At 63.3% G+C, this 26524-nt stretch carries 20 protein-coding genes; 5 read left to right on the forward strand and 15 right to left on the reverse strand.

Features of this window, described 5'->3' with window-relative positions:
- Positions 1-23: 23 nt before the first annotated feature.
- Both U5919_RS07640 and U5919_RS07645 read right to left on the reverse strand, forming a co-directional pair.
- Positions 24-1121, reverse strand: a complete 1098-nt coding sequence (locus U5919_RS07640) for a hypothetical protein (RefSeq protein ID WP_336023258.1) — start codon at positions 1119-1121, stop codon at positions 24-26.
- Positions 1122-1205: 84 nt separating this feature from the next.
- Positions 1206-2246 carry a 2,3-butanediol dehydrogenase gene (locus U5919_RS07645; protein ID WP_336023260.1) on the reverse strand — a complete coding sequence of 347 codons (1041 nt, stop codon included), beginning with the start codon at positions 2244-2246 and terminating at the stop codon, positions 1206-1208.
- A gap of 119 nt (positions 2247-2365) precedes the next feature.
- Between U5919_RS07645 and U5919_RS07650 the strand changes: the two genes are divergently transcribed.
- Together U5919_RS07650 and U5919_RS07655 are read left to right on the forward strand one after the other, a co-directional pair.
- Entirely contained in the window at positions 2366-3919 is a 1554-nt protein-coding gene (locus U5919_RS07650) for a GMC family oxidoreductase (protein ID WP_336023262.1), read from the forward strand.
- Positions 3920-4033: 114 nt separating this feature from the next.
- A complete protein-coding gene (locus U5919_RS07655; protein ID WP_336023263.1) occupies positions 4034-5560 on the forward strand; it encodes a GMC family oxidoreductase in 1527 nt (508 codons plus the stop codon).
- A 28-nt stretch (positions 5561-5588) separates the two neighbouring features.
- Here the strand turns inward: U5919_RS07655 and U5919_RS07660 are convergent, their stop codons facing one another.
- The 9 genes from U5919_RS07660 to U5919_RS07700 form a co-directional block, all read right to left on the reverse strand.
- Positions 5589-7127 (reverse strand): sulfatase family protein, encoded by a 1539-nt coding sequence (locus U5919_RS07660; protein WP_336023265.1) that lies wholly within the window; start codon positions 7125-7127, stop codon positions 5589-5591.
- Positions 7128-7218: 91 nt separating this feature from the next.
- Positions 7219-9297 (reverse strand): AMP-binding protein, encoded by a 2079-nt coding sequence (locus U5919_RS07665; protein WP_336023267.1) that lies wholly within the window; start codon positions 9295-9297, stop codon positions 7219-7221.
- 177 nt (positions 9298-9474) lie between these two features.
- Entirely contained in the window at positions 9475-11316 is a 1842-nt protein-coding gene (locus U5919_RS07670; RefSeq protein ID WP_336023269.1) for an ABC transporter substrate-binding protein, read from the reverse strand.
- A 254-nt stretch (positions 11317-11570) separates the two neighbouring features.
- Positions 11571-12554: an ABC transporter permease gene (locus U5919_RS07675; protein ID WP_336023270.1), complete on the reverse strand. Its 984-nt coding sequence runs from the start codon at positions 12552-12554 to the stop codon at positions 11571-11573.
- Entirely contained in the window at positions 12551-14713 is a 2163-nt protein-coding gene (locus U5919_RS07680; protein ID WP_336023271.1) for a dipeptide ABC transporter ATP-binding protein, read from the reverse strand. Before U5919_RS07680 ends, U5919_RS07675 begins: the two co-directional genes overlap by 4 nt.
- A gap of 1 nt (position 14714) precedes the next feature.
- Positions 14715-15524 carry an ABC transporter permease gene (locus U5919_RS07685; protein ID WP_336023272.1) on the reverse strand — a complete coding sequence of 270 codons (810 nt, stop codon included), beginning with the start codon at positions 15522-15524 and terminating at the stop codon, positions 14715-14717.
- A gap of 220 nt (positions 15525-15744) precedes the next feature.
- A complete protein-coding gene (locus U5919_RS07690; protein ID WP_336023274.1) occupies positions 15745-16419 on the reverse strand; it encodes a hypothetical protein in 675 nt (224 codons plus the stop codon).
- Between the two features lie 100 nt (positions 16420-16519).
- On the reverse strand, positions 16520-17368 hold the full coding sequence (locus U5919_RS07695; RefSeq protein WP_336023276.1) for a beta-keto acid cleavage family enzyme: 849 nt from the start codon (positions 17366-17368) through the stop codon (positions 16520-16522).
- Between the two features lie 132 nt (positions 17369-17500).
- The gene (locus tag U5919_RS07700) at positions 17501-18973 is read right to left on the reverse strand and encodes an MATE family efflux transporter (RefSeq protein WP_336023278.1); all 1473 of its coding nucleotides are present in this window, start codon (positions 18971-18973) and stop codon (positions 17501-17503) included.
- Between the two features lie 99 nt (positions 18974-19072).
- Here U5919_RS07700 and U5919_RS07705 point away from each other — a divergent pair, with 99 nt between their 5' ends.
- Positions 19073-19858: an alpha/beta fold hydrolase gene (locus U5919_RS07705; protein ID WP_336023280.1), complete on the forward strand. Its 786-nt coding sequence runs from the start codon at positions 19073-19075 to the stop codon at positions 19856-19858.
- Between the two features lie 658 nt (positions 19859-20516).
- On the forward strand, positions 20517-21671 hold the full coding sequence (locus U5919_RS07710; RefSeq protein ID WP_336023281.1) for a thiolase family protein: 1155 nt from the start codon (positions 20517-20519) through the stop codon (positions 21669-21671).
- 97 nt (positions 21672-21768) lie between these two features.
- Here U5919_RS07710 and U5919_RS07715 read toward each other — a convergent pair whose 3' ends face one another.
- Genes U5919_RS07715 through U5919_RS07730 form a run of 4 tightly spaced genes read right to left on the reverse strand, consistent with a single transcriptional unit; the run spans position 21769 to position 24832 of the window.
- Positions 21769-22476 carry a 2-oxo acid dehydrogenase subunit E2 gene (locus U5919_RS07715; protein ID WP_336023282.1) on the reverse strand — a complete coding sequence of 236 codons (708 nt, stop codon included), beginning with the start codon at positions 22474-22476 and terminating at the stop codon, positions 21769-21771.
- A gap of 43 nt (positions 22477-22519) precedes the next feature.
- Positions 22520-22801: a lipoyl domain-containing protein gene (locus U5919_RS07720; protein WP_336023283.1), complete on the reverse strand. Its 282-nt coding sequence runs from the start codon at positions 22799-22801 to the stop codon at positions 22520-22522.
- A 4-nt stretch (positions 22802-22805) separates the two neighbouring features.
- Entirely contained in the window at positions 22806-23819 is a 1014-nt protein-coding gene (locus tag U5919_RS07725) for an alpha-ketoacid dehydrogenase subunit beta (RefSeq protein ID WP_336023284.1), read from the reverse strand.
- Positions 23819-24832, reverse strand: a complete 1014-nt coding sequence (locus U5919_RS07730) for a thiamine pyrophosphate-dependent dehydrogenase E1 component subunit alpha (protein WP_336023884.1) — start codon at positions 24830-24832, stop codon at positions 23819-23821. The genes U5919_RS07725 and U5919_RS07730 overlap by 1 nt, the downstream gene beginning before the upstream one ends.
- A 363-nt stretch (positions 24833-25195) precedes the next feature.
- Between U5919_RS07730 and U5919_RS07735 the strand changes: the two genes are divergently transcribed.
- Positions 25196-26461 (forward strand): site-specific integrase, encoded by a 1266-nt coding sequence (locus tag U5919_RS07735; protein WP_336023285.1) that lies wholly within the window; start codon positions 25196-25198, stop codon positions 26459-26461.
- Positions 26462-26524: the final 63 nt, after the last annotated feature.

The following is a 26524-nucleotide window of genomic DNA, read 5'->3' on the forward strand; positions in this document are numbered from 1 at the left end:
GATAGAGTGTCGTCCCTCCGAGCTCAGTACGTCGATCCGTCGAACCACTGCCGATCCAACGCGTACTCCTCGATGAGGTCGTCCCACCCCTCGGGGAACTCGATCGGTTTCGTGACCGGACCGCCGATCGACGGGCCGACGATGGCGTTGACGCGACCGGGGCCACCGATCGTCGCGATCTTCACGTACTCCGGGCCGTCGATCTGCGGTATCTGTCGCGGTCGGACGTTCCCCTCGCGTCGGCGTAGCGGGCCGTCCCAGATAACCCCTTTCTGGTAGTCCTCGGCCCGCAGATAGGAGTTCTCGCAGAGGTACTGTTTGATGTCTCCTTTGCTCATCTCGGCGGCGGCCAACTCCTCGGCGTTGTACTGATTGACGAGGTGGAAGATGGTCTGGTCGATATCCCCACCCTGCTGTCGCCCGCCCACCATCGACGGCGGCGTGTTTCGGACCATCCCTTCGAGGATCTCCTCCGCGTCGTTCTCGTGGGGGAACCACTGGACGAAGCTGTTCGGGCCCGCGAGCGTGATCGTGCTCTCGTCGGTGTCGTAGCCGTGCGTTGCGTGGTAGGGCTTCCACGGACTCGCCTCCTCGTTCTCGCCCGCGAGCAGGCTGAATTTGAACGGGCTCCCCATCACACCCATGTCCTTCTCTCCCGGTCGGAGCGAGGCCGTGTTCTTGTACGCCAGACCGAGCGCGCGACCGATCGTCCGGTTGGCGTGGAAGTTCGGCCCGAACGCGCCCGACCCGCTCTCGATGTCGAGTTTGTTCCGAACGGGTCCGTTCACGATCCACTGATACGCCCACGACCCGGTGCTGACCGACACCTGAATGGAGTTAGATCTCGGATCGGCAAGCGCGCGAACGCCCGCTTCGAGGACCGGCATATACGGGGGAGCACATCCCGCCATCACCGCGTTGGAGGCGAGCATCTCGACGGTGATCGGGGTGTCGTTGTTGCCCAGCCGACCGAGCACGTGATCGCGCTCGTGGGCCGTCCCGCGGAGCATCTCTGTGACCTTCTCGTCGGTCGGCGGCACTACCGGGAGACCGTCGGTCATCCCCTGTTCGTAGAGCGATCGCGACACCGAACTCGGTGAATCGTCCTGCTGGTTAGCCATCGGTGAATCAGGTGACTGATACTCCAAGCGCGTCGCCTTGATTGTTTCGTGTCGACGGCCCACGGGCGTCTGCCGCTCGCCTCGTCACGGTTCGACGAGGACCTTCACCTCGCCGCTCTCGCTGTCGGCCAGCGCCTCGAACCCCTCGTCGACGATGTCGTCCAGCGGGACTCGAGACGTTACGAGCGGATCGGCGTCCAACTCTCCGTCCGCGAGCATTCCGAACACCGCGCCGAACTCCCGAGCGGCCAGCGGTCCCGTCTCGTAGGCGGCCGAACCGTTGATCGTCCGCTCGTGGTTGACGAGGTCCATCGGATCGATCTCGACGGGGCCTTTGAACACGCCGAGCACCGTCGTATGTCCGCTCGCTCTGGTGGCCGTGATCGCGTCGTTGAGCGCCGACTCGTTGCCGGCGACCTCGAACGACACGTCGGCTCCGTCATCGGTCACCTCGGCGACGCGCTCGGCGAGATCCGTCTCCCGCGGATCGACGACGACGTCGGCCCCGCACTGGTGGGCGAGTTGCCGTCGCGACTTGCGGTGGCCGGAGGCGATGACGGGCCCCACGCCCGCGGCCTTCGCGAGTTGCACCATCCCGAGACCGATCGGGCCCATTCCGACGACGACGGCCGAGTGACCCGGTCGAAGCGGGGATTCGAGCAGGCCGTGGTACGCGACCGTCAGCGGTTCCGCGACCGCAGCGTCGGCCGGGGAGAGGCCGTCCGGAAGCGGGATCACGTTTCCGGCCGGCGCAACGATCTGCTCGGCGTAGCCGCCCCGTCGGTGCGCGCCGATCACTTCGAGGTTCCGGCAGAGGTTGTACTTCCCCGCGTCGCAACACCAGCAGTCCTCGCAGGCCACGAGCGGGTTTACACCGACGTCGGTTCCGACCGCGAGGTCGACGCCCTCGCCGACCGCCGCGACCGTCCCGCCGAGCTCGTGGCCCATCGTGTACGGGAGGAACGAGTCGTCGTCGCGACGCGGGCCGTAGCGGTACTCGCTGAGGTCCGACCCGCAGATTCCACAGGCCTCGACGTCGATCAGTACCTCGCCCGATCCGGGCTCCGGCGCGTCGACCTCGTCGATACGTACGTCTCTGTTCCCGTAGTAGCGCGCTGCTTTCATTCTGACTGGACTTTCTCGTAATGCATTATAAAAGATGGTCCGATACCGCCGCTTCCCGCCCGCGAGTAAGTGACCGGGACCGAATGATATTTGACACCCTGTTTAAAACATTAACGTTGATGTACGACTACGTGATCGTCGGTGGCGGGAGCGCAGGCTGTGTGCTCTCCCATCGACTGACGGAGGCGGAAGAGGTCGAAGTTCTATTGCTGGAGGCGGGGACGCCCGCCAGCGAACGCGGCGCGGTGAAAGACCCCTCGCGCGTCTGGGAACTGATGGAGTCTGACCTCGATTGGGCGTTCAAGACCGAGCCGCAACCGACGATGAACGGGCGTCGAATCGACTGGCCGCGCGGGAAGGCCCTCGGCGGGTCGAGTATGATCAACGGGATGGCGTACATACGGGGTCACCCCTACGATTACGACACGTGGGCCGAACTCGGCAACGAGGGCTGGAGTTACGACGATCTGCTCCCGTACTTCAAGAAATCGGAGAACTTCCAGGCCGACGGGGATATGCAGTACCACGGGACCGACGGTCCGCTCTCGGTCTCCCGCGGCGACAACCCGGAGGATCTCACGCCGAGTGAGTTCCAAGAGAAGCTGGTCGAGGCGGCCCGAGAGGCCGGGATGGAAAAGAACTTGGACTTCAACGGGGAGCGGCAGGCAGGCATCGGCTGGTATCACTCCACGATACGGGACGGTGAGCGCCACAGCGCCGCGAAGGCGTTCATCGAACCGGTCCTCGGCAGACCGAACCTGTCCGTCGAGACGGCGGCTCACGTCACGCGGCTCACGTTCGACGGCGACCGCGTGACCGGCGTCGTCTACGAACAGCACGGGCAGGAGCACGAGGTCGAGGTCGCGGGGGGCGGCGAGGTCGTGCTCTCGGCCGGTGCGATCCAGTCGCCGCAACTGCTGATGCTATCCGGACTCGGCCCGGCGGATCATCTCGCCGAGCACGACATCGACGCCAAGGTCGATCTCCCCGGCGTCGGCCGCAACCTGCAGGATCACCTCCGAGTGAGCGTCGCCTACGAGACCGACGAGCCGGTCACGCCCCGCGATCCGGACGATTTCCCGGACAAAGGAGCCCGCTACGACCGCGTACTGACCGGGGCATTCGAGCGCTCCTCACCCGACCTCCCCGCGCCGGACATCCAGTACGGGCTGTCGGCCGGACTGGATCCGGAGCACCCAACTGAGGGCTACTCGGTCGCCGCGCTCCCGCTCCGACCGACGAGTCGCGGGCGCATCACGCTCGCCTCCACGGACCCATACGACGACCCGATCATCGATCCGAAGCTCCTGTCGACCGAGAAGGATGTCGACGACATCGTCACCTCCATTCGCCGGGCCCGCGAGATCTCGAGGGCGGACGCGCTCGACGACGTGCGGGGCGAGGAGGCCCGTCCCGGGCCGGACGTGGAAACGCACGAGGAGATCGCCGATTACTGCCGCGACACCGCAGAGTCGGGATACCATCCGGTGGGGACCTGCAAGATGGGCGACGACGAGCTGGCCGTCGTCGACGACGACCTCCGCGTCCACGGCGTCGAGGGGCTCCGCGTCATCGACGCGTCGATTATGCCCAACCTGATCAGCGGGAACACGAACGCGCCGACGATCGCCATCGCGGAGAAGGGTGCTGATCTCCTCAAGCAGAGCCGATAGGGATTTTTCGCGGCTTCACTTCCCGCGTCTCACGTCGTCGTCGCTGCCGCCCGTCGAATCGCCGGAATCTATGCACAAAGTTAATTATGTATCCTTTCCTGCAGTCAATCGCTAATGTCGAACGCGTACGACTACGTCGTCGTCGGTGCCGGATCTGCTGGCTGCGTGATCGCGAACCGACTGTCTGCCGACGAGGGGACCGACGTACTGCTACTCGAAGCCGGAAAACCGGACGAGAAAGACGAGATCCACGTCCCGACGCTGTTCCCCGCACTGATGCAATCGGAAGTCGATTGGGACTACTGGACGGTCCCGCAGGACGGGCTCAACGGCCGACGGGAGTATCACCCGCGCGGGAAAACCCTCGGCGGCTCCTCGGCGATCAACGCGATGATGTACGTCCGCGGCAACCCCCACGACTACGACGCGTGGGCCGAACTCGGCAACGACGGGTGGAGCTACGACGACTTGCTCCCGTATTTCAAGCGGATGGAGGACTTCGAGGGCGGCGAGTCCGAGCACCACGGCGAGGGCGGTCCGCTCCGCGTCGAGCAGGAGCACCCCTACGGCGACGTCACGAACGCGCTGCTCGACGCTGCCGTCGAGGTCGGCTTCGAACGCAACGAGGACGTCAACGCGGGCAGACAGGAGGGGATGGGACACCTCCATCTCACGGTCGAAGACGGCACACGACAGAGCACCGCCGTTTCGTACCTCCACCCCATCCTCGACCGGGAGAACCTCACAGCCGAGACGGGCGCACACGTCACGCGGATCGAGTTCGACGGAGACACCGCTTCAGGGGTCACGTACGTCAAAGACGGGTCCGCGCACACCGTCGACGCGACCGAAGAGGTCGTTCTCTCGGCGGGCTCGATCGACACCGTCCAGCTACTGCTGCTCTCGGGCGTCGGCCCGGCCGACGAACTCGACGCACACGGCATCGAGGTCACACACGACCTGCCCGGCGTCGGGAAAAACCTCCAAGACCACCTCGTCGTGTCCTCGGCGTACGAACTGAACGGCGATCCCGAGATCGAGGACGGGGAGGTACTCTGTCAGGTCACCGGCTTCGAGCGGACCGACCCCGACCTCCCGGCACCCGACATCCAGTACTTCCTTGCCCGGGTGTACTTTATGCGGCACGGGTTCGACAACCCCGAGCAGGGCGCGGGGATGACGCCCAGCGCGACGCTGTTGCATCCGGAGAGTCGCGGCGAGATCACGCTCGCGTCCGACGATCCACTCGAGGATCCGCTCATCGATCCGAACTATCTGGACGCGGAAGCGGATATGGATACGCTCGTCGAGGGGCTCAAGCGGACCCGGGAGATCGCTCACGCGAGCGCGCTCGACGAATACCGCGGCGCGGAGATCTGGCCCGAAGGCGACGTCGAGGGCGACGAAGACCTCCGCGAACACGTTCGAGAGACCGCTCAGACGATCTATCACCCCGTCGGAACGTGTAAGATGGGCGACGACGAGATGGCCGTCGTCGACGACGACCTCCGCGTCCACGGACTGAACGACCTCCGCGTCGTCGACGCGTCGGTGATGCCGCGTATCACCTCCGGAAACACGAACGCGCCGACGATCGCCATCGCGGAGAAAGGTGCTGATTTGATCGAAGAAGCGCGCTAGCCGCTCTGCTCGACCGCTTTTTCGCCGGTTACGACCAAACGTCCTCGCCGTTCAGATACCCCTCGACATCCTGCGGGACGAACCCCTCGTACTCGAGGACGCGCTCTGCGTGCACACCGCGTCCGGTCTCGCGAAGCTCCGCGGCGTACTCCTCCTTGTCGAACCACGTGGTGCCGGTCTTCCCTTGGAACGGTCCGCCTTCGTGGAGGACCTCCCAGAGCGGATCGGCGGGCGCGCGCTCGTGGTCGGGGTTCGCCCCGTTGCGGTCGTGTACGACCTCCATCAGGCGCTCTGAGACCCACTGATCCAGCATCGCGAGTCCCTTCCGAACGACGTCCGGGCGCTCGCGTGCGAGGTTGTTCGTCTCGTGGGGGTCTTCGGAGAGATCGTACAGCTCGACGGGATCGAGTGGTCGGATGCCGTCGTGATAGGTGCGAAGGAGGATCCACTCGTCCCACCGAACCGCGCGCATCATCGAGAGTGCACCTTGGCCGACGACGAGGTACTCTCGACCGTCGGATTCGCCGTCCGTGATCGATTCCGCGAAGGAGCGGCCGTCCCATCTGTCGGGAACCTCACCGCCGGCGAGTTCGACGAGCGTTGGCGGGAGGTCGAGATGGTAGTGGAAGTCGCCGTCGACGTCCTCCTCGACGCCCGGGCCGTGCACGATCAGCGGGATTCGGTTGGTCTTGTCGTCCGCAGTGACGTGGTTCCCGTAGACGTTGAGCTCGCCCTGATTCTCGCCGTGATCCGCCGTGACGACGATCAGCGTGTCCTCGAAGACGCCCGCCGACCGCAACTGATCGAGGAGCTTCTCGATGTGGTCGTCCATGTACTTGATCCCGGTGTCGTAGCCGTCGATCCACTCGACGTACTCCTCGCGAGTGCCGATCTCGGAGGGCTGTCGCGGGAGGGAGTCGTCCCAGACCGGCGGCTCGCGTGCGCTGTGGAGCCCGTAACTCTCGTACTGCTCGTCGAGCGTCTCTTGATCGGGCCACTCGGGGGCAGGCTCGCCCTCGAAGGGGTAGCCGTACTCGATCGGCGTGTCGTACGGCGCGTGCGGGTCCCAGAAGTTGACGTGGAGATACCAGTCGTCCTCGGTCGCGTGATCGTCCAGCCACTCCTCGGCGAACGGGTAGGTGACGTCGGCGCTCTCGAAGCCGCGCTCACCCGTGTCGATCCATCGGTCGAACCCGTCGACCGTGTGCCACGCGCCGTGGCGCTGCGGGAACGGGCTGATGAGCGCTGTCTCGTGGCCCGCATCGCGCAGGGCGGTCGGGAGCGATCGGTACCCGTCAGTGGACGTGTTCGTGTTCCGTCGATGACCCCGATGCCGGAGTTCGGCGTTGACCCCGCCGTGGTTGATCACGCCCGAATGGATGCCGAACCGACTCCCGAAGAAGGCGGTTCGAGACGGCAGACACGGCGCGTCCGACACGTAGTAGTTCGTGAACCGTCGACCGTTTTCCGCGAGTGAGTCGATCGTGGGTGACGTTTCGCGGTGATACCCGTAGCAACCGAGATGGTCCGGCCTCAGCGAGTCGCAGTCGATGACCAGTATGCGCATCGGGGGAGTAGACTCGATTATTCTTCATAAATGTATGGGAAGATTAGCTGGTGGATCGGCGCGCCAGCGCGCGGTGAACCGGCCCTCCGTTTCAGTCGAGCCGCTCGCGGAGCCGTTCGAGCGCCGCCGGGTTCTCCATCGAGGAGAGGTCGCCGGGATCCTCGCCGGCGGCGACCGACTTGACCGCTCTGCGGATGATCTTCCCCGACTGGGTTCGGGGGAGGTCGTCGACGAAATGAAGCCCGCGCGGGCGGAACGGCTTGCCCTGCTCCCGGCCGACGAGTCCCCGGAGCTCCTCGGCGAGCGCGTTGGACGGCTCGTACTCCGGATCCGGAATGACGAACGCGACGACGGCCGTCCCGGTCGTCTCGTCGGGGACGCCGACCACCGCGGCCTGCGTGACCGCGTCGTGCTCGGCGAGGACGCCTTCGACCTCCGCCGGGCCGACCTTGCGTCCGGCGACGTTGAGCGCGTCGTCCGCGCGTCCGTGGAGGAACCAGAAGCCCTCCTCGTCCTTCTGCGCCCAGTCGCCGTGGTCCCAGAGGTCCTCCCACGTCGACCAGTACTCCGCCAGATAGCGCTCGTCGCCGCTCCAAAGCCCCTTCGTCATCGACGGACAGGAGTCACGAGCCACGAGGTACCCGCGCTCGTTGTCGTCGGCGACGCTGTCGCCGTCGGCGTCGACGATGTTGATATCCATTCCCAACCCCGGGCCACCGAGCGAGCAGGGTTTGAGGGGCTGCGTCGGCATCGGCATCAGGAAACAGCCCAGGATCTCGGTCCCGCCGGAGATGTTGATGATCGGGCACCCACCGTTACCGACTGTCTCGTAGAACCACTCCCACGACTCGCGATCCCACGGTTCGCCGGTCGATCCCAAGAGGCGCAGACTCGAAAGGTCGTGCCTCCCGACCCAATGGTCGCCGTGTTCGCGGAGCGCTCGGATCGCGGTCGGGGAGATTCCGAACTGGGTGAGGTCGTGCCGATCGATCATCTCCCAGAACCGGTCCGGTTCGGGGTGATCCGGCGCACCCTCGTACATAAACACCGTCCCGCCGAGCGCGTGATTGCCGATGAGCGTCCACGGCCCCATCATCCAGCCGATGTCGCTCACCCAGAAGAAGCGGTCGCCCGGCTTCTGATCGAAGCCGAAGTGGATCTCCTTGGCAGGTTGCACGAGTCCCCCCGCGTGCGTGTGAACGATTCCTTTTGGTTTCCCCGTCGTCCCCGAGGAGTACAGCAGCATCGACTCCTGATCGGACGGTAGCGACTTCGACTCGTAGCTGTCTTCGGCGGTCGCGACGGCGTCGTTCCACCAGACGTCGCGACTGTCGGTCCACGGGATCGGCGACGCCGCCGCTTGGTCCTCGCTCCCGTGGCCCTCCGGCGAGTCTCTCTCGCTCCCGTGGCTCTCCCGTGTGTCCCCTTCTCGCGACCCGAGTCGGTCGTAGACGACGACGTGTTCGACGTGACCGACCTCGTCGATCGCGCTGTCGGCAGTGCCCTTGAGTCTGATCTCGCTACCGCGTCGATAGAACCCGTCGCCGGTGAACAGGACGGAACACTCGCTGTCTTCGATCCGCGTCGCCGTCGCGTCGACGCCGAATCCCGAGAAGATCGGGACGGCGATCGCGCCGACTTTGAAACAGCCGTAGAGGATCGCGGCCACCTCGGGTACCATCGGCATATACAGGCCGACGGTGTCGCCGACGCTGACGCCGACCGAGTCGAGGTAGTTCGCGACCCGGTTCGCCTGCTCGTGGAGGTCGCCGAACGTCACCTCGCGGATTTCCCCCGGCTCGCCCTCCCAGAGTATCGCGATCTCGTCCCGTCGGTCACTCCCTGCGGCCGCGTGCCGGTCGAGGACGTTGTGGGCGATGTTGAGTCGACCGCCGGGGTACCAGTCGGTGAACTGCGGGCCGTCGGTGTCGTCGCACACCGCGTCGTACGGCTCGTCGAATTCGAGGCCGAGGTAGTCGACGAGTTCGTCCCAGAACCACTCGATTCCGGCGTTTCTCACGCTCTCTTCGCCACCCGTGGTGCGCTCGATCAGCTCCTCGTAGTCGTCGATGTCGTACGACTTCATGAACTTCCAAACGTTCGTCGACTCGACCCACTCTCGACTCGGTTCGTGGACGACGGGATACTGAACGGCGGATCGCTCTGTCATGTTCGTGGCGGATAAACGTCCGACTGAACAGTGATAACTTTTCTCATCCGATCGACTGTCCTCTCGCGAGTGAGATCAAAGAGCGTGCCGGGACGACTTCTGCAGTCCACACTCTCGATGTGGTTTTTTGATTCGAAGAATTCGGCTCCGACGTCGACGCAAACGGGAACGGTGCGCTTAGTAGTTGTCGCAGAGCTCCGGGAGGCAGGGCCAGCTGTCGGGGTTTTCACAGGGAGAGGAATCCTCCGGCCACGGCGGCGTCAGGTCCTTGTCGGGCGGGTAGTGAAGCCGCCCCTCGTCGTCCCACCCCCAACCGGCGTCTTCGAGGATCTGTCGCGCTTGGTCCGGGTTCGCGGTCGGGTCGCCGACCGTCTTCATATTGCTGTCGTCCTCGGGGTACGACGGGTGCGTCCTCGGGAACCACGAGGATTTCGTCTCGATCTCGCCGGCCCCGTTTTCGAGGAACGCTCTGGCGCGCTGTCGGTCGATCGACCAGGAGACGGCCTCGCGGAACTCCCGGAACATCGTCGGGGCCGTTGAGTGCGTCGACTGCACGTGCCACGAGGTGAAGTTCCGTGAGGAGACGTACTCTGCGACGTCACTGAGGTCCTCTTCGACCCGCTGTTGGGTCTGACCAGACGCGTTGAACAATACGTTGACCGTCTCGTCCTCGAACGCGCGGAACGCCGCCTGCCGGTCGCCGTAGCCGACGAACCGGAGTCCCTTGTCGGCGACATCGAGCCAGTGGTCGTCGACGGGCTGCATCGCGAGCAGTTCTCGCGGCTGCCAGCTCTCGACCTCGTAGGGACCGCACCCCACGATGGTATCGAGGCTCATGTTCCGCGGTCCGTCCTCGGCCCCGGCGTCGATCCAGTGCTGTTTGGGGAGCGGGGAACTCCACGCCGGCGCGAACACGTTCAGCCAGCCGGGGTTCGGGTTCTCGAAGCTGACTTCGAGCGTGTGTTCGTCGACGGCGGTGAGCGAATCGTAATTGTACTGCGGCACGAAGCTGAACTGCGCGGTGTTCTCCTCGATCCATTCGAGGGTCCACCGTGCGTCTTCGGCGGTGACGGGCTCGCCGTTGTGGAACGTGGCGTCCTGCCGCAGGTTGAACGTGAACGTCGAGAACTCGTCGGTGACGTCGTAGTCCTCGGCGATCCCCGGCTGCAGGTTGTAGTTCTTGTCGTAGTAGACGAGCGGGAAGTAGACCGTGTTGAACCACGGGCGTTTGACGCCGAGATGGTACACCGCGTTGGGCATGTTCCCGGGCGTGACGACGCCGGAGAGGTACTCCGTATCGCCGTTCGATTCCGTCTGGTGCAGGAAGTGCGCGTTCGACTCGATGATTCCCTTGTCCCCCAGGTCGTCCGGGAGAGTGAGCTGATCACTTCGGTACGCGGCCCCACCGGCGGTCTGCGTCAGGGGGATCGGCACGACTTCCTGCGAGCCGGTTTCGAGCGCCTCCGTGACGTACTCCTGGCGCTCCTCGGGATTCGCCGCGTACGCCTGCTGCTCGACCGCGCGCGAGAAGTCACAGTTCGCCCAGTTGTTCAGCCCCGCCGACGTCACGTTGGTCCCCGCGTTGCGGATGTGGTACCCGCGGAGCGTGAATCCCGGATCGAGGCGAGTCGCGACCGGGATGACGAGGTTGACGTGCATGTGGGCGGTTCGCTCGTCGTTCTGCATCTCCTCGAAGAACGAGACGAACTCCTTCGCCTCGACGTCCATCGGAACGCCGAGGACGTCGTCGACCTGCTGTGCGATGTGGAGCATCGTCTGCTCGATGTTCTCCGCCCCGGTGAGCTGTGAGAGCGCGACGCCTGTGAGCTCCGGCACGCGCTCGCCGAGCTCTTGGTCACCGCTGCCATCGCCGGAGTCACCACCGCTGTCTCCGCCATCACCGTCGCCGCTGCCGCCACCGCCGCCACAACCGGCGAGGCCCGCGGCCATCGACGTGGCCAACGCGGAGAGGTACGTTCGTCGGTCGATCGTCCCGCTGCTGTCTTCTTGTGCGCTCATAGGTTCGATTGAGGCGTGTTGGTGTCGTCCGATTTATTCCGCGGGCTCGACGATCTCGTGCGACGTGGTTTCATACTTCACGTTAGCATCCTACTAAACTGTAATAAATGTTTTCCATACTTGATGCTGATCGGTTCGTTTCGGAGACTACGCGCGATGCCGACTCGTTCTGACGTGCTCCAACACCGAACGGCAACGGCACCGCGTTCGATAGCTTTGTTCGTCGTCGAAATCGTGACGCGGCGGCGTGCCGATCATTCCTCGCCGAGCGAGATTCGCGGGTCGATGACCGTGTAGAAGATGTCGACCACGAAGTTACCGACGATGATCCAGACGGCGATGATCAAGAACATGAACTGAATTACCGGCGTATCGCGAGCGAGGACCGACTCGAACAGGAGCGTGCCGATCCCCGGCCAGTTGAAGATCAACTCGATGAGAACGAGGCCGCTGATCGCCCGAGACGTCGATGCGGGGAGCGTGGTGATCACCGGCAGCGACGCGTGCTTCATAATGTTCTTGATTCGATCCCACTTTGCCAGCCCGACCGCACGCTGGTACTTCGTGAACTCCTGATCCTTGACGTCGATGATGCTGCCTCGCATAATCAACGCGGGGTAGTAGAGGTATCCGAGGACGATCGTCGCGAACGGGAGCACGTAGTGGACCCAGAAGCTCCCGGTGGTGTAGATCTGCCACCCGCTCGTGCTCGTTAGAATGTCCAGCGAGGCCATCCCACCGGCGGGGAAGACATTGAACCACCCGGAGAAGACGGTCAAGAGGATCATCGCCATAAAGAAGTCCGGCGTTACGCCCACCAGCGTCGGCGGGAGTGGGCCGTACCGGTCGATCCACGACTCCTGTTTCAGCCCTAACAGAGTGCCGTAGAGCGACCCAACGGCGAACGCGCCGAGGATTCCCGGCAGCGCGAGAACGAACGAGTTCCGGAGCGCGTTGCCGACGAGGCCCAGTACCGGCTCACCGTACGCCAGCGACGTGCCCGCGTTGCCCGTCGCCAGATTCCGAACCCAGCTGATGTACTGGATGTAGATCGGATCGTTGAGCCCCCACATCTCGCGAAGCCGTTCGATCTGTTCGGGCGTCATACTGGGATTGGTCAGCGTCGTCAGATACGATCCGGGCATCAGCCTGAACAGCGTGAACAGGACGACCGAGACTCCGGCGATCAGGAGTGCGGTCTGGATCGTCCGCCTGAGGTAGTACTGCGTTCGGCTCATTGCTCTTCACCTCCGTCGCTGATCGTTCTCATAGCTGTATTGCCGTCTCCCGTTCGCTCACCATCCGCGGCTTCAGGACCGGTGTGGAGATGGCAGGCCGTCTGGTGGTCGCTCCCGTCGACGTCCTCGTACACCGGTCGCTCGTCGCAGATGTCCATCCGCTCGGGACAGCGGTCTTTGAACCGACAGCCCGTCGGTAGATCCGTCGCGTCTCCGGGCATCCCCATCAGTTCCGCCCACTCGCGTTCGTGGTGGGGGTCTGGAATGGGAATCGCATCGAGGAGCGCCTCGGTGTACGGATGCTTCGGGTCGTTGAGGATGTCCATCGTCGACGCGCTCTCGACGATCCGACCGAGGTACATCACGTTCACCCGGTCACAGATGTACGACACCGTCGAGAGGTCGTGTGAGATGTACAGCATCGAGACCCCGTACTCGTCGGTCAGCTCTCCGAGCATTTCGAGGATCGACGCCTGCGTCGAGACGTCGAGCATCGAAACCGGCTCGTCGGCGAGGATGACGTCGGGATCCAGAATCAGCGCACGCGCGATGGAAACGCGCTGTTTCTCCCCGCCGGAGAGCTGAGACTCGCTGCGGTCGATGTAGTCCTGCGGCGGCGTGAGTTCCACCTCTTCGAGGATCTCGAGCAGCCGGTCCTCGTCGTAGTCGATATCGTGAACGTTGAGCGGCTCTCTGAGCGTCTCCCGGACGGTGAAGTGCGGATTGAGCGTGTTGAAGGGGTCTTGGAAGATGATCTGGACGTTTTGTCGGAACTGCTTGTGCTCTTCCTTCGTGAATTCGGAGACCGGTTTCCCCTTGAACACGACGTCGCCCTCGCTCGGCTCGTACAACTGCATTATCGTCTCCAGCAACGTCGATTTCCCGCAGCCGCTCTCGCCGATGATCCCCTGTATCTGGTTGTCCTCCAGTGCCATTTCCACACCGTCGACGGCGCGGACGGCATTCCGTTCGTCGCCACCGAACAGCTTCTGTTGGACGGTTTCGAGAATGTTCGTCGAGGGATTGAAATGCTTGTGGAGATCTCTGAGTTCGAGGATCGGTTGCTCGTCGTCGGGCCCATTGCCCATCTCGCTGTCCGCTGTGCGCGCATCGACCCCGTTCTCGTCCGCAGCGTCGAGCGAGACGTCAGTCTCCGCGATATCGAGGTAGTCGGCGGCGAGTTCCTCCATCTCGTCGCTTCGAATACAGGCGATCTCGTGGGATTCATCCGCCGCACTCGGTTCGGCCGGCGGCTGTGCCGTTCGACAGTCGGACTCCGCCCACGGACAGCGCTCGGCGAACGAACAGTAGTTCATCTCATCGCGCAGCATCGGCGGGGAGCCGTCGATGCCGACGAGTTCGCGCTTCGGATCCCTGATGTCGGGGAACGCTCGCTGGAGCAGGATCGTGTAGGGGTGACGCGGATTGTCGAAGATCGTGTCGGTGTCGCCCTGCTCTGCGATCTGCCCGCCGTGCATCACCGCGAGCGAGTCGCACATCTCGAAGATGACGGCGATGTCGTGGGTGATAAACAGGAGGCTGAAGTCTCGGATCTCCCGCAAATCGTCGAGGTACTTCAGGAACTGATCCTGCATAATGACGTCGAGCGCGGTCGTGGGTTCGTCGGCAATGACCAACGACGGGTCCAAGAGCAGCGAGAACGCGATGATCGCGCGCTGTTTCATCCCGCCGGAGAACTGATGCGGGTAATCGTGGACCCGGGACTCGGGGAGGCCGACGACGTCGAATAGTTCTTTCAGTTTGTCGACCGCCGTCTCCTCAGACCAGTCGGTGTGCGCTTGAGCGACGTCGATGGCTTGGGTGCTGACCCGCTTGAGCGGATCGAGGCTGTTCATCGCCGACTGGGGGATGAGTGCGATCTCCTGCCAGCGGATCTCTTCGGTGAACTCCTGTTCGGAGAACTCCTGCAGCTCTCTTCCTTTGAACCTGATCGTCCCGTCGCTGATGCGACCGTTCGTATCGAGGGTCCGCATAATCGAGTCAGCGAGCGTACTCTTACCACAACCGCTCTCGCCGACGAGGCCGAAGTACTCGTTGGACCCGATCGAGAAGGAGGCGTCCGAGACCGCCTTCAGCTCGCCTGCGTCCGTTCGATACGTGATATCGAGGCCGTCTACTTCGAGTAGCGTGTCAGTCATATTAGTCTCCCGAGGCCGAAACAGTCGTTTCGCGGACCCGCTCGTATCCGCGGCCGATCATATAGATGCACAGCACAGTCAGCGTGATGGCCCCACCGGAGGAGAAGGTCCACCACCACGCGTCCATCATATAGCCCGAATCGTAGGCGTTCCGTAGCATCAATCCCCACGTGGGCGTGCCGATGTCAGCGAACCCGAGGAAGGCGAGTGAGGCCGTGATGAGGATCGTGATCCCGATCCCGAGCGCGTAGAACAGCGTGATCATCCCGCCGATGCTGGGGAGGATGTGTCGCGTGAGGATGTACCAGTCACTCGCGCCGAGCACTTTCGCCGCTCGGACGTGCTCGCGCTCTTTGATCTGCAGTACCTGCGAGCGGAAGATACGCGCGTTTCCCCGCCAGAGGATGAACCCCACCGTGAATACGATCATCCACGTTCCCACGCCGAAGTACGAGGCGAAGACGAGCGCGACCGGGATGAGCGGGATGCTGTAAATGAAGTCCGTAATCCGCATCAGGATGTCGTCGACTTTTCCTCCGTAGTAACCGGCGCTCACGCCGACGAGCAGACCGAGCGTGATGACGACGGTGCCACCGGCGAACCCGGTGAGAAGCGTCGGACGGGCCCCGTACATCAGTCGTGAGAGGATGTCGGTCCCCACCGAGGTCGTCCCGAGCGGATGCTTGGCCGACGGCGGCTCCAGTTCTGCGATCTGTCCGCCGTCGAGGAACGTCCGGTTCGGCTCGTAAGGCGCGAGTTCTTGGCCGAACACGGCGAGAAACACGACGAACAGGAAACCGAGGAGGAACAATACTGTCAGATTATCCGACAAATAAAGCTTGGCTGAGGATCGGATATTCCGGAGAAAGTAGTTCTCCTGTACATTGGATAATAGGTCACTCTCCTTTATCCGTTTCAGGATTGGTGCCTCGGTGTTAGATACCATAAGTCAACGATCCTATTCGACCATCATAATCCTTTCCCATATTCGAATGCGGTCCTCGCGACTAATCCCGGCTTCGCAGACCGGGCTACAGGTTCTTGGCTAGCGTGTTAATCTCCCGACGCAGCCCCTTCGGTCCCGGATTCCCCATAAAGCGCGATTCGATGGTAGTCCCCGCGCAGAAAAGCGTCGTCGGCGACCCGCCCATGTCGTACTTCTCGGAGAGGACTTCCGCGTTATCGGGCCCGTAGACGGCTGCCAAGCCGAACTGCTCGAGAATCGTCCCGTCGCGCCGAAGATCGGCTAAGTGATCGCCAACGGCGCGGCACGGATCACAGTTCTCGCGCCAACAGTAAACGATCGATGCGGGATGCGCTCGGAGAAACGATTCGATCTCCTCGCCCGCGAGGGAAACGAATCCGGCGGGAACGTGCGACTCGTCTTCGGCGGCTTCGCTTCGATCCAGCGAGAGGGCGACGTGCAGGCTGGTACCGGCGTCGACCGTCTCGCAAACGTCCGAGACGGCGAGCGCGTCGGCGAAGGTTCCGTCGTCGACCTCCTCGGCTGAGAACGGGGTTCTCTCGACGTACTCCCCGAGCCGGGGAACGTCGGCGTCCTCGTCGCGCCCGGCTATCGCTTTTCGGAACCGCTGGCGAGCGCTTACGAACTCCTCGCCCAACTGGAGCTGTTCGTCCTCCGATTCGAACAGCCCTTCGTCGAGCAGCCGTTCGTAGAGGTCTTCCGGATCGGTTTGTGAGCTCATACCACGTTCATACCGGTGGGAGATTAAACATCTTTCCGTGATCCGTAGCGGATGTCGATCCCTTCTCTCATTCCGCCCGATCACGGCCCCCGTCCCGTGCTCAGAGGTTCAGAATCTCACGAGCCTCCTCCGGCGTCGCGATCGGCCGTTCGAGACGGTTCGCGATATCGGCGGTTCGCTCGACCAACTGGGCGTTGCTCTCGACTAACTCGCCGCGTCGGTAGTAGACGTTGTCCTCCATTCCGACGCGGACGTGTCCGCCGAGCGTCATCGCCATCGTCGTCAGGGGGAGTTGGTGGCGACCGATCGCCATACACTGCCACTCGGCTCCCTCGGGGAGGTTGTCGACGAGGTTGAGGAGGTTTCGTGGCCTCGGGATCGTCCCGGTCTGCATTCCGAGAATGAGCGTCGTCCAGTACGGTTCCTCGATCAGCCCTTCCTCGACGAGGTGGTGGACCTCCGTCAGATGTCCGGGACCGAACACTTCGAGCTCCGGTTTGACGTCGTGGTCGTTCATCCGGCGGGCGTACTCCTCGTTCTGTACCCGCGTGTTCATCGCGACGGTGTCGCCTCGGGTGTTGAGCGGGCCGAGGTCGATCGTCGCCAGATCCGGTGTCGGTTCGGTTTCGAGGACCGGTCGGATGCGTCCCTCCCGGTCGTTCCCGCCGCCGGTCGTGAAGTTCACGATGATATCGTCACAGCGCTCCTCGATGATATCGCGGAGCTCTTGGAACTTGGCGACGTCCTTCGTCGGCTCACCGTCCTCGTCTCGCGCGTGGACGTGGACGATCGACGCCCCGGCTTTCTCGCAGTTGCGAACGTCCGCTGCGATCTCTTCGGGCTGTTCGGGGAGGTTCGGGTTCGCCTCTTTCCCGTGCATTCCCCCGGTCGGCGCGACGCTGATGATAACCGGCTCTTCGAAGTAGTCTGCATATCCCTGATACGCCATCGATCACGAATTTAATGGGATTGCTAATAAGGTTTCCCCGAGGGGTACCGCCTCGCGGCGGTCAGCAGTGGAGACTGGTAACCACGGTGTGAAACCGTGGCCTGTGAGGCCCCCGCGGAGCAGCGGTCTAAATCAATCCGCGCCCGCACGCGCTCTGGCGACACCGGCGCGACCGATCGCCTTCCAACGGTTCGACCGGTATCTGGTCCAGTTGATCGCCGCTCGAACGTAAATATCAGCCCAGATCGAGATGAAAACTGCCGTGAGGCCGATACCGAGCCCCGGAGCGACCGTGTATCCGAAGGCGGTGAACGTCACGCCCGCCGACAGCGCGAGGACCGAGATCGGGAGTCGGATCACGTAATTGCCGACGAGCGTCGCGTAGAAGGGGACCTTCGTATCGCCGGCCCCACGGAGCGCGCCTTGGAACGTCCGACTGATGCTGAATCCCACGATCGCGGCGCTAAATACGTAGATGAACGTCACGGTGAGCCCGATGTCATCCGCGCCGAACAGCAGCGCCAACTGCCGGGCACCGATGACGACCAGCGTTCCGAGGATGATCCCCGTCGCCAGCGAGATCCGGAAGGTCTGCCACCCGTACTTCTCGGCGGTGTCCTCGTCGTCGTTACCGAGCGCTTGGCCGACCAACGTGCTCGACGCCGTCGCGTACCCGAACGCCGGCATTCGGGCCAGCGTCACGATCCGGCGACCGATGGCGTACGCGGCCACGACGTTCGTTCCCAGTGCGCCGAGGACGAACAGAAACGGAAATCGCGCGGCGATCCCCGCGACTTTTGTTCCCGAGAGCGGCAGGCTCACGCGGACGATCTCGCGGACAATCGCGAGATCGACGTGAGGTCCCGAGAGGTTCAACTCGATGCCGAACCGCCCCGAGAGGAACGCGGCGGTGAATATCACGGCTTGGAGGGCGTTGGCGACCGCGGTGCCGATCGCGGCACCCGCGATCCCGAGGCTGGGAAACGGCCCGAGGCCGAAGATGAGAACCGCGTTCACGACCGTATTCGTCGGCAGCGAACTGGTGCGGATGTACATCGGCGTTCGGGTGTCGCCGACGCCGGCCATCGCCCGCGACGCGACGATGTTCCAGAAGTGAAACGGCGTCGAGATCATCAGCAGTTTCAGGTAGATCGCACCGAGGGCGATCGCTTCCGGGTCGTCCGTCAGCACGTCGATCAGCGGCGCGGCCCAGACCCACCCGATCACGGCGAAGGGGATCGAAATGACGAGCGTGAGCCAAAGGGACTGTTTGAGCGCGAGATTCGCCCGCTCGGCATCACGAGCGCCCGTGAACCGCGAGACGATGCTGATCGTCCCGCTGGCCAGCGCGAGACCGATGCCCAGCGTGAGCAAACTGTACTGAAACCCGAACTGGAGGGCGGCGACGGCGACGGATCCGAGCGCGAGGCTCACCATGAAGAAATCGACGGTCCGGATGAGCGTGCGGAGGCCGCCGGAGACGATCACGGGGACCGCCAGATCGAAGATCTCCTCGCCCATCTCCCGGTCGACGACGCCGAGACGGGCTAACCAAGCCGGATATTTCGCGAGTGCTGATCGGACCCCGTTACGGAGACTATCCACGGGCGAAACTGTTAGCGCACGAGATTAAATAGCTTGGCGTCGCGCCGGAAACGACGTCACCGAGCCAACGTTTAAGCGGTACTCGGCGGTAGCTGAGGTATGGAATCTGTGACGTCTGCCGACGGTACAGCCATCGCGTATTCGCGCGGCGGTGGCGGGCCCGCGTTGATACTCGTCCACGGGACCGGGGTCGATCACCACGTTTGGGACGACGTCGTTCCCACGCTCTCGGAGTCCTTCGAGGTCTATGCGATCGACCGTAGGGGAAGGGGCGAAAGCGGAGACACAGAGGAGTACTCCATCGAACACGAGTTCGACGACATCGCGGCGCTCGCCGCGTCGATCGACGGTCCGGTGAACGTGGTCGCTCACTCGTACGGAGCGATCTGTGCGGTCGGGGCCGCACAGCGCGTGTCCGAGCTACGCCGACTCGTCCTGTATGAGCCTCCGCTCTGGCGGGGCGACGGGTCGCCGTCGCCGCCTCCGGAACAGCGCCGGATGCGGGAGCTGGTCGACCGAGGCGATTATCAGGGGGTCCTCGAAACGTACTGGGTCGATATGCGCGGCGAGCCCGACCGATTCCAACGACTCAAGTCGCGCTCGGACTATGACCGACGGGTTGACGTCGCCCACACCTTTCCCCGAGAGATGTCCGGCCGGCGAGAGTTCCGTCCTACCCCGGAGACGTATCCGGCCGTTGAGGTCCCGACCCTCCTCCTCACTGGCTCCGAAACCCACGACTCGATCAAGCGATCTGTTGCCGCGACCGCGGCGCTCTTTCCGGACGGCGAAACGGTGGAAATCGACGGATGCGGTCACGCGGCGATGAATACCGCACCCGAGAGATTCGTCTCGGAAGTCGTCGATTTTCTCGTCGACGGCTGACCCCCGGCGGCTGTAAACTGATCTATCATCCGCGTCCGTGCTCCTCCCCATCCTTTCGTAATCAGTCGCTTCGACCATTTGAGCGGGGGTTGCGCCGCTGTGGGCTGCTTCGTCTTTGCATCGTTTCACGGGCGCAGTAGTGGAATCGAGTGCCGAATAGATTTGAATGGGTCAAATAGATCGGTTGGTTACGGTAGTTCCCCCGACACCGCGACTCACTCCCGACACAGGGGTATCTATAATTACTATTCCTTATGTAGCGAGTGTGAGACACTCGAATCGTACCCCCGAATGACAGTTAATTTAACAAGAGTACATATGTTATTTTCACAGCCTCATACAGCTTATTTTGACAGTATGAAATACACCTGCCGTACTCGAGCGCGCCCGATCGCGATTTCACTTCGGCGTATTCCGTCGGGACTGAAGTTCATCGTCCCTCGTCGCTCTCCGAACGAGTTTTTCGGGTGCTCTCTCGCAGTTGTCGGTTCGATCGGCTGCGTCATACCCACTCGTTGGACGATGAGTGGACGTCGCACTACTCGTCCGGTCGCTCTCGGTCGACGATCAGGTCCCGCTTTCCAACAACCTTTGATAGTATAGAATAACCCGCTCGCCGAAACAACTTTGTCCCTTTCGGCGTCAGTTCGAACTGATTATGAGAGACGCTGTTATCGTCGATGCCGTCCGTACCCCGTTCGGTGAGCGCGGAGGCTCGTTCCGTGATCTGCATCCCCAAGACTTGGCTGCTCGACCGTTGACGGGATTGCAAGAACGGAACGGCTTCGACCCCGCGGTTGTCGACGACGTGATCTACGGCTGCGTCACGCCGGTCGACGAACAGGGGATGAACATCGGCCGGCTCGCGCCGCTCGTCGCCGGCTGGGGCGACAGTGTGCCCGGCGTTCAACTGAATCGCTTCTGCGGCTCCGGCCAGCAGTCCGTGAACTTCGCCGCCGGGATGGTGATGTCCGGGCAGCAGGACGTTGTGGTCGCCGGCGGAGTCGAACATATGAGCCGGGTGCGGATGGGATCAGACGGGTCCGACGAGGACCTCACCGACACCTACTTCGAGCACGTCGAAGAGAAGGTCACTCAGGGCGAGGCGGCAGAACGTATCGCCGAAACGTGGGACTTCACTCGCGAGGAGATGGACGAGTTGGCCGTCGATTCTCACCGCCGCTGGAAAGAGGCACAGGACGACGGACGGTACGACGATCAGATCGTCCCGGTCGAGGCCGAACTGGACGGTGAGACCGTCGTGGTCGACGAGGACGAACACCCTCGCCCCGGCAGCACCGTCGAGAACCTTGCCGACATCCCGCTGGCGTTTCGCGAGGAAGAAAACGGCGTCCACCACGCGGGCAATTCCTCGGGCATCGTCGACGGCGCGTCGGCGGTCTTGATCGCCAGCGAGGAGATCGCGGCGGCGCACGGTTGGGAACCGATGGCACGGATCGTCGAGACGCAAGCCGTCGGCAGCGACCCCGTATTGATGCTCACCGGGCCGATTCCAGCGACCGAGCAACTCCTCGACACCGTCGGGATGGACGTCGACGACGTCGACCTGTTCGAGGTCAACGAGGCCTTCGCGTCCGTCGCCGCCGCGTGGATGGAAGAGACGGGGGCTCCGTGGGAGAAGACGAACGTCAACGGGGGTGCAATCGCTCACGGCCACCCGCTCGGGGGGACCGGCAGCGCGCTCGTCGGAAAGCTCGCGCACGAGCTCCAGCGGACCGGAACCGACTACGCGCTCTCGACGATGTGCATCGGGTTCGGTCAGGGTATCGCGACGCTCTTAGAGCGGGTCTGAGCGCTCCGGCGACGGAAGAACGGACTCGACTAGATTCGCCCACCACGCGGTCCGAGTAGCCAGTGCCTACCCGGGGCCGCTTACGCCGTGCCATTTCTCAGACGTACTGCTCCGCCGTTTCGACGTTGCTAACGAGCGTCTCCAGAAACCGCGCGGCGTCGGCCCCGTCGACGATCCGATGGTCGAAACTCAGACTCAGCGTCATATGCGGGCGAAAGCGGACCTCACCGTCCGAACGGACGGCTCGATCGGTCGTTCGGCCGAGCCCGAGGATGCCGACCTCGGGCGGGTTGATGATCGGGTCGAACGAGTCAACGCCGAGCGGCCCGAGGTTCGAGAGGGTGAACGTCCCGTTACGGAAGAGGCTCATCGTGTAGTCGCCGGACTGTACGCGTTCGGTCAACCGCTTTCGCTCAGCGGCCACCTCGTAGAGCGATTTCGACGCGAGATCCGCGATGACCGGCGTGACCAGCCCGTCGTCGATCGTCACGGCGATACCCACGTTCCGCTCCTCGAAGAGCCGGTGCGTGTCGTCCTCGAACGTCGCGTTAAACGCCGGATGCGCTCCGAGGGCGTCCGAAAGTGCACAGAGCAGGACGTCCGTTATCGCCGGGTCGACGCCGTCGCATCCGGCCTCCGCGTTGCCGGCCGCGGCTACTACTGATTCGGCATCGACGGTTCGATTTACCGTCACGTGCACCGCCTGCCGATAGCTGTCGCCGAGGCGGCGCGAGATCGTCTTCCGCATCGGCGTCAACGTCCTCTCCTCGCGGACGGTTCGCTCGGCCGGTCCGTTCTCATTCATCGGTTTAGCTCACCCATTGATTCTGCTCGCTTATTTGCTCGTCTCACGCGTCTTCACCCTCCATTCCGTCCGGAGTAATCCACCCGAGAGTCTCCCCGCGCTCGAACTCGGCGTCTTCGCCGCGAAGGATTTCCGTCAGCGTTCCCGCGACCGGCGCGTACACGTCCAGACTGACCTTCTCGATCTGCACCTCACAGAGGCTCTCAGAGTCCTCGACGGCGACGCCCTCGCCGACGAACCAGTTCACGACGACGCCCTCGTCGCTCTCGACGTCGTCCGGCCACTCCCCGACGGTCACCGCCACGCGGTCGTCGTGCTCGCTCATCGCTTTACTGGGCCCGTTCGATCGCACTCACGATGTCCTCGGTGCTCGGGATGATCTCGTTTTCCAGCGGTCGTGAGTAGGGAATCGGAACGTCCGGGACCGCAACCCGTTCGACGCGTTCGAGCGCGCCGAGCGCCTCGTCGGCGACGCTCGCGACGACCTCTCCTGTCACGCCGAAGGAGCGGTAATCCTCGTCGACGACGACGAGATTCCCGGTTTTCTCGACCGATTCGACGATGGTATCGGTATCGAGCGGCACCAAGGATCGGAGGTCGATCACCTCCGCACTGACGCCGTCGGAATCGAGCGTTTCGGCGGCTTCGAGCGCTCTGTGTACGTGTAACCCGAGCGTGACGACCGTCACGTCGTCGCCCTCGCGTTTCACGTCGGCTTTGCCGAACGGGATCGTGTAATCAGTCTCCGGGACCGGGGTTTTCGGTCCCTCCGGGGCGGGCATCCACCCGATGCCCATCAGCCGCTTGTGGAACATATACAGCACGGGATCGTCGTCGCGGATGGCGTTATGCATCAACCCTTTCGCCTCGTAGGCCGTCGACGGAACGACGACTTTCAGTCCCGGGATATGCGCGAACGTCCCGTAGAGGGTCTGTGAGTGCTGGGCGGCGTCGTTGTACGTCCCGCCGACCGCGGCGGTGAGGACCATCGGAACCGACACGGTCCCGCCGCTCATATACGTGTTCTTGGCCATCTGGTTGTAGATCTGATCCATCGCGACGCCGAAGAAATCGACGAACATCAACTCGGCGATTGGGCGCATGCCGACCTGCGCGGCCCCGACCGCCGCGCCCAGATAGGCGGTCTCGCTGATAGGTACGTCCATCACACGGTCGTAGCCGAACTCCTCGCGGAGCCCCTGCGTCGAATCGAAGATGCCGCCGTAATCGGCGACGTCCTCGCCCATATAGAACACCTCGTCGTTCTCGCGCATCTCGTGAGCGATGGCCGAAACCATCGCTCGACTCATTGTCAGCTCGCGGGTCGACTCGGCTTCTGACATCAGTCGTCACCTCCGGCGGTCCCGACGTCGGGTTCGCTGTCGGTCACGCCGCTCGGCGGGTTCACGAACACGTCTTCGTGGGCGGAATCCGGATCCGGTTGCGGCTGTTCTTTCGCCCACGCGATCGCCTCCTCGACGCGGTCGTGTGCCGTGGTCCGTATCTCCTCGATCCGTTCGCCTGTCACGCCCGCCTCACGCAGATCCGCCTCCAGCCGCGAAATCGAGTCGCGTTCGGCGGCCGCCTCCTGGTCCTTCTCCGGCCGATACGACTCCGGGTCGCCCATAAAGTGACCCATCCGTCGGTGCACCTGTACTTCGATGAGCGTCGGACCGTTGCGATCGCGTGCCCGACCGATCGCCTCCCCGGCGACCTCGTAGACCTCGATCGCGTCGTCGCAATCCACCCGGACGCCCGGCATCTCGAACCCGTCCGCGCGTTTCGCACCGTTTTCAACGTCCGTGACGCGCTCTTTCGGCATACTGATCGCCCAGTCGTTGTCCTCGATGACGAACACGACCGGGAGATCGAACAGCGCCGCGAAGTTCAGCGATTCGAGGAAGGCACCCTGATCGATCGCCCCTTCGCCGAGATACGAGACGGCGACGCTGTCCTCGTTTCGCTTTTTCGCGGCGAGTCCGGCCCCGACAGCGGGCGGACACCCCTCGGCGATGATTCCGCTACAGGCGAAGTTCACCTCGGGATCGAAGAGGTGCATATGCCCGCCCTTTCCTTTCCCGAGTCCCGTCTCGCGGCCGAATATCTCCGCGGTCATTCGCTTGAGATCGACGCCTTTCGCGATCGCGATATGGTGGGGTCGGTGCGTCGCCGTGACTACGTCGTCGTCGGTTAAGTGTTGACACACTCCGGCCGCAGCCGCCTCGTGTCCGGCCGCGAGGTGTAACTCCCCGGGAATGGGCCCCGCTGAGATGTCGAAAGCGGGCTGTTTTCCTTCGAGGTACTCCTCTTGCAGACGCTCTTCGTAGTGACGCGCTGTCACCATATCCTCGAACAGTCCCGTTACGGTTTCTTTGCTAACTAATGGCATCGTTTCAGACAATCGAATGATACGCATTGTAGTTATGTACCGAATACGCGTCCCGCGGCTAGTAGGACGCCTCTACCTGATATTCCGATTTACTACTCATTGCGGTCGCCTGCTGCTTGCTGCCTGTCCACTGATTTAATATAGCATTATATGATTTATTAACAGACTCGCTTATGAGCGATGTTTGTGTGTTGTTTCGTTGTCTGCTCGGGACAACGACGCACCACAAAAAATAAGTAATCATACAGAAATCTGCTAACACCCGAAATCAATGCGCTTGGAATCACCCGCTCACCGAGTTTCTTACCTTCTCCGGTGTCTTGACCCCATATGACGCCGACCTACGCCCAATTCGACGATATCGAGGAGTTCAAGCGGTTCTATCACGTGGAGATCGCCCCGACGATCCGCGAAGATCCAACAGTCGATGTCGATCCCGCGAGCGACACGCCGACGTACGCGTGGCTCAAATCGAACTACTCGGGATTCGTCGAGCGGCTTCGACGGGATTACGACCTCTCTCCGGGCCAGTTTTACGATTCGGTCGGGATTCCCGCCGAACGGGACGGTGACGGGGACTGGGAGATCGCACACGACCCTACTATCCGTGCGCTCGAAGAGTACCTCGAAGAACTCGAACGCGACCGAGGACGGGCGGAGACGACGATCAACCCACGTCGTTCGCGACTGCGAACCTACGCGCGGACGTATCGTGCTGTCAACGGAACGGGTGATCTTCTGACGCCGCTCTCGGACGAGCGGGCCCGACCGGACGAGATCGCGCGCGTTCGCGACACCTTCCGCGTCCTCGACGACGAACTCGGAACGCTCGCCTCGAAGAAGAAGTACGTCTCCGCGGTGCGGAACTGGTACACGTTTGTCGTCGAGATGGGACGCGGCATCTACAACCCCGCGGAGAACCTCCTGAACCGGTTCGGCTGGGACGAGGATCCGCAGTACGACCATCCAGCGCTCTCCCGCTCGGACCTCGAAGCGCTGCTCGACGTCGCCGACCCCGACGAGGGATTTCTGTTGCTCGCGCTCGCGGGGTGGGGGCTTCGGCCGGTCGAAGCCTGCGAACTGCACGTCGACCAGCTCGTCCTCGATCCCCCTCCGGACGCCGGGACCGTCCCGTATGTCGAATTCGCCGCCGGTGAGCGGAAGAACGCCCGCAGAACGCGAAACACGGTCGAAATCCTCGTCGGCGTCGCCGCGACTGAACGGCGTATCGCGCTCCTCTCCGATCGAGAGGGTTGGACGGGCTATCTTCTCCCGGGCCAATCCAGCAGCAGACCGATGTCGACGGCGACCGCGAGACGGTGGCTTCGTGATCTCGGCCGCCGCGCCGACGTTCAGATCGATGGTTCACACCCGTTACCGAAGATGGGACGACGAACGTGGTACCGGCTGTACCGGCGGCAGCGGCCCTCTATCGAGGCCGGAACGGCTGCCGTCGCGGCGTCGCAGGGCAGTCGTGATGCGGCGGTTTCCGAGCGCAACTACCTCGACGAGCGGACCCGGCGGGAGGCCCGCGCGGAGGCGATGCGCGAGCTCGTCCGCGAAGAACTCGCTTCGGTCTTCGAGTCCCGACTCTGAGAGATGTGACGCGGTGTATCGTTCAGATGCACTCGAGACGCCGGAGAAGTCATACGTCTCCCG

The sequence above is a fragment of the Halobellus sp. LT62 genome, from assembly GCF_037031285.1.
GTDB classification, from domain to species: domain Archaea; phylum Halobacteriota; class Halobacteria; order Halobacteriales; family Haloferacaceae; genus Haloquadratum; species Haloquadratum salinisoli.

Excerpts from the sequence above, each read along its gene's own strand:
- U5919_RS07720 (WP_336023283.1), bottom strand. The coding sequence starts at position 22,801 with ATGAGCGAGCACGACGACCGCGTGGCGGTGACCGTCGGGGAGTGGCCG.
- U5919_RS07680 (WP_336023271.1), bottom strand. The coding sequence starts at position 14,713 with ATGACTGACACGCTACTCGAAGTAGACGGCCTCGATATCACGTATCGA.
- U5919_RS07710 (WP_336023281.1), top strand. The coding sequence starts at position 20,517 with ATGAGAGACGCTGTTATCGTCGATGCCGTCCGTACCCCGTTCGGTGAG.
- U5919_RS07645 (WP_336023260.1), bottom strand. The coding sequence starts at position 2,246 with ATGAAAGCAGCGCGCTACTACGGGAACAGAGACGTACGTATCGACGAG.
- U5919_RS07650 (WP_336023262.1), top strand. The coding sequence starts at position 2,366 with ATGTACGACTACGTGATCGTCGGTGGCGGGAGCGCAGGCTGTGTGCTC.
- U5919_RS07660 (WP_336023265.1), bottom strand. The coding sequence starts at position 7,127 with ATGCGCATACTGGTCATCGACTGCGACTCGCTGAGGCCGGACCATCTC.
- U5919_RS07695 (WP_336023276.1), bottom strand. The coding sequence starts at position 17,368 with ATGGCGTATCAGGGATATGCAGACTACTTCGAAGAGCCGGTTATCATC.
- U5919_RS07655 (WP_336023263.1), top strand. The coding sequence starts at position 4,034 with ATGTCGAACGCGTACGACTACGTCGTCGTCGGTGCCGGATCTGCTGGC.
- U5919_RS07690 (WP_336023274.1), bottom strand. The coding sequence starts at position 16,419 with ATGAGCTCACAAACCGATCCGGAAGACCTCTACGAACGGCTGCTCGAC.
- U5919_RS07735 (WP_336023285.1), top strand. The coding sequence starts at position 25,196 with ATGACGCCGACCTACGCCCAATTCGACGATATCGAGGAGTTCAAGCGG.
- U5919_RS07670 (WP_336023269.1), bottom strand. The coding sequence starts at position 11,316 with ATGAGCGCACAAGAAGACAGCAGCGGGACGATCGACCGACGAACGTAC.
- U5919_RS07715 (WP_336023282.1), bottom strand. The coding sequence starts at position 22,476 with ATGAATGAGAACGGACCGGCCGAGCGAACCGTCCGCGAGGAGAGGACG.
- U5919_RS07640 (WP_336023258.1), bottom strand. The coding sequence starts at position 1,121 with ATGGCTAACCAGCAGGACGATTCACCGAGTTCGGTGTCGCGATCGCTC.
- U5919_RS07675 (WP_336023270.1), bottom strand. The coding sequence starts at position 12,554 with ATGAGCCGAACGCAGTACTACCTCAGGCGGACGATCCAGACCGCACTC.
- U5919_RS07725 (WP_336023284.1), bottom strand. The coding sequence starts at position 23,819 with ATGTCAGAAGCCGAGTCGACCCGCGAGCTGACAATGAGTCGAGCGATG.
- U5919_RS07665 (WP_336023267.1), bottom strand. The coding sequence starts at position 9,297 with ATGACAGAGCGATCCGCCGTTCAGTATCCCGTCGTCCACGAACCGAGT.
- U5919_RS07705 (WP_336023280.1), top strand. The coding sequence starts at position 19,073 with ATGGAATCTGTGACGTCTGCCGACGGTACAGCCATCGCGTATTCGCGC.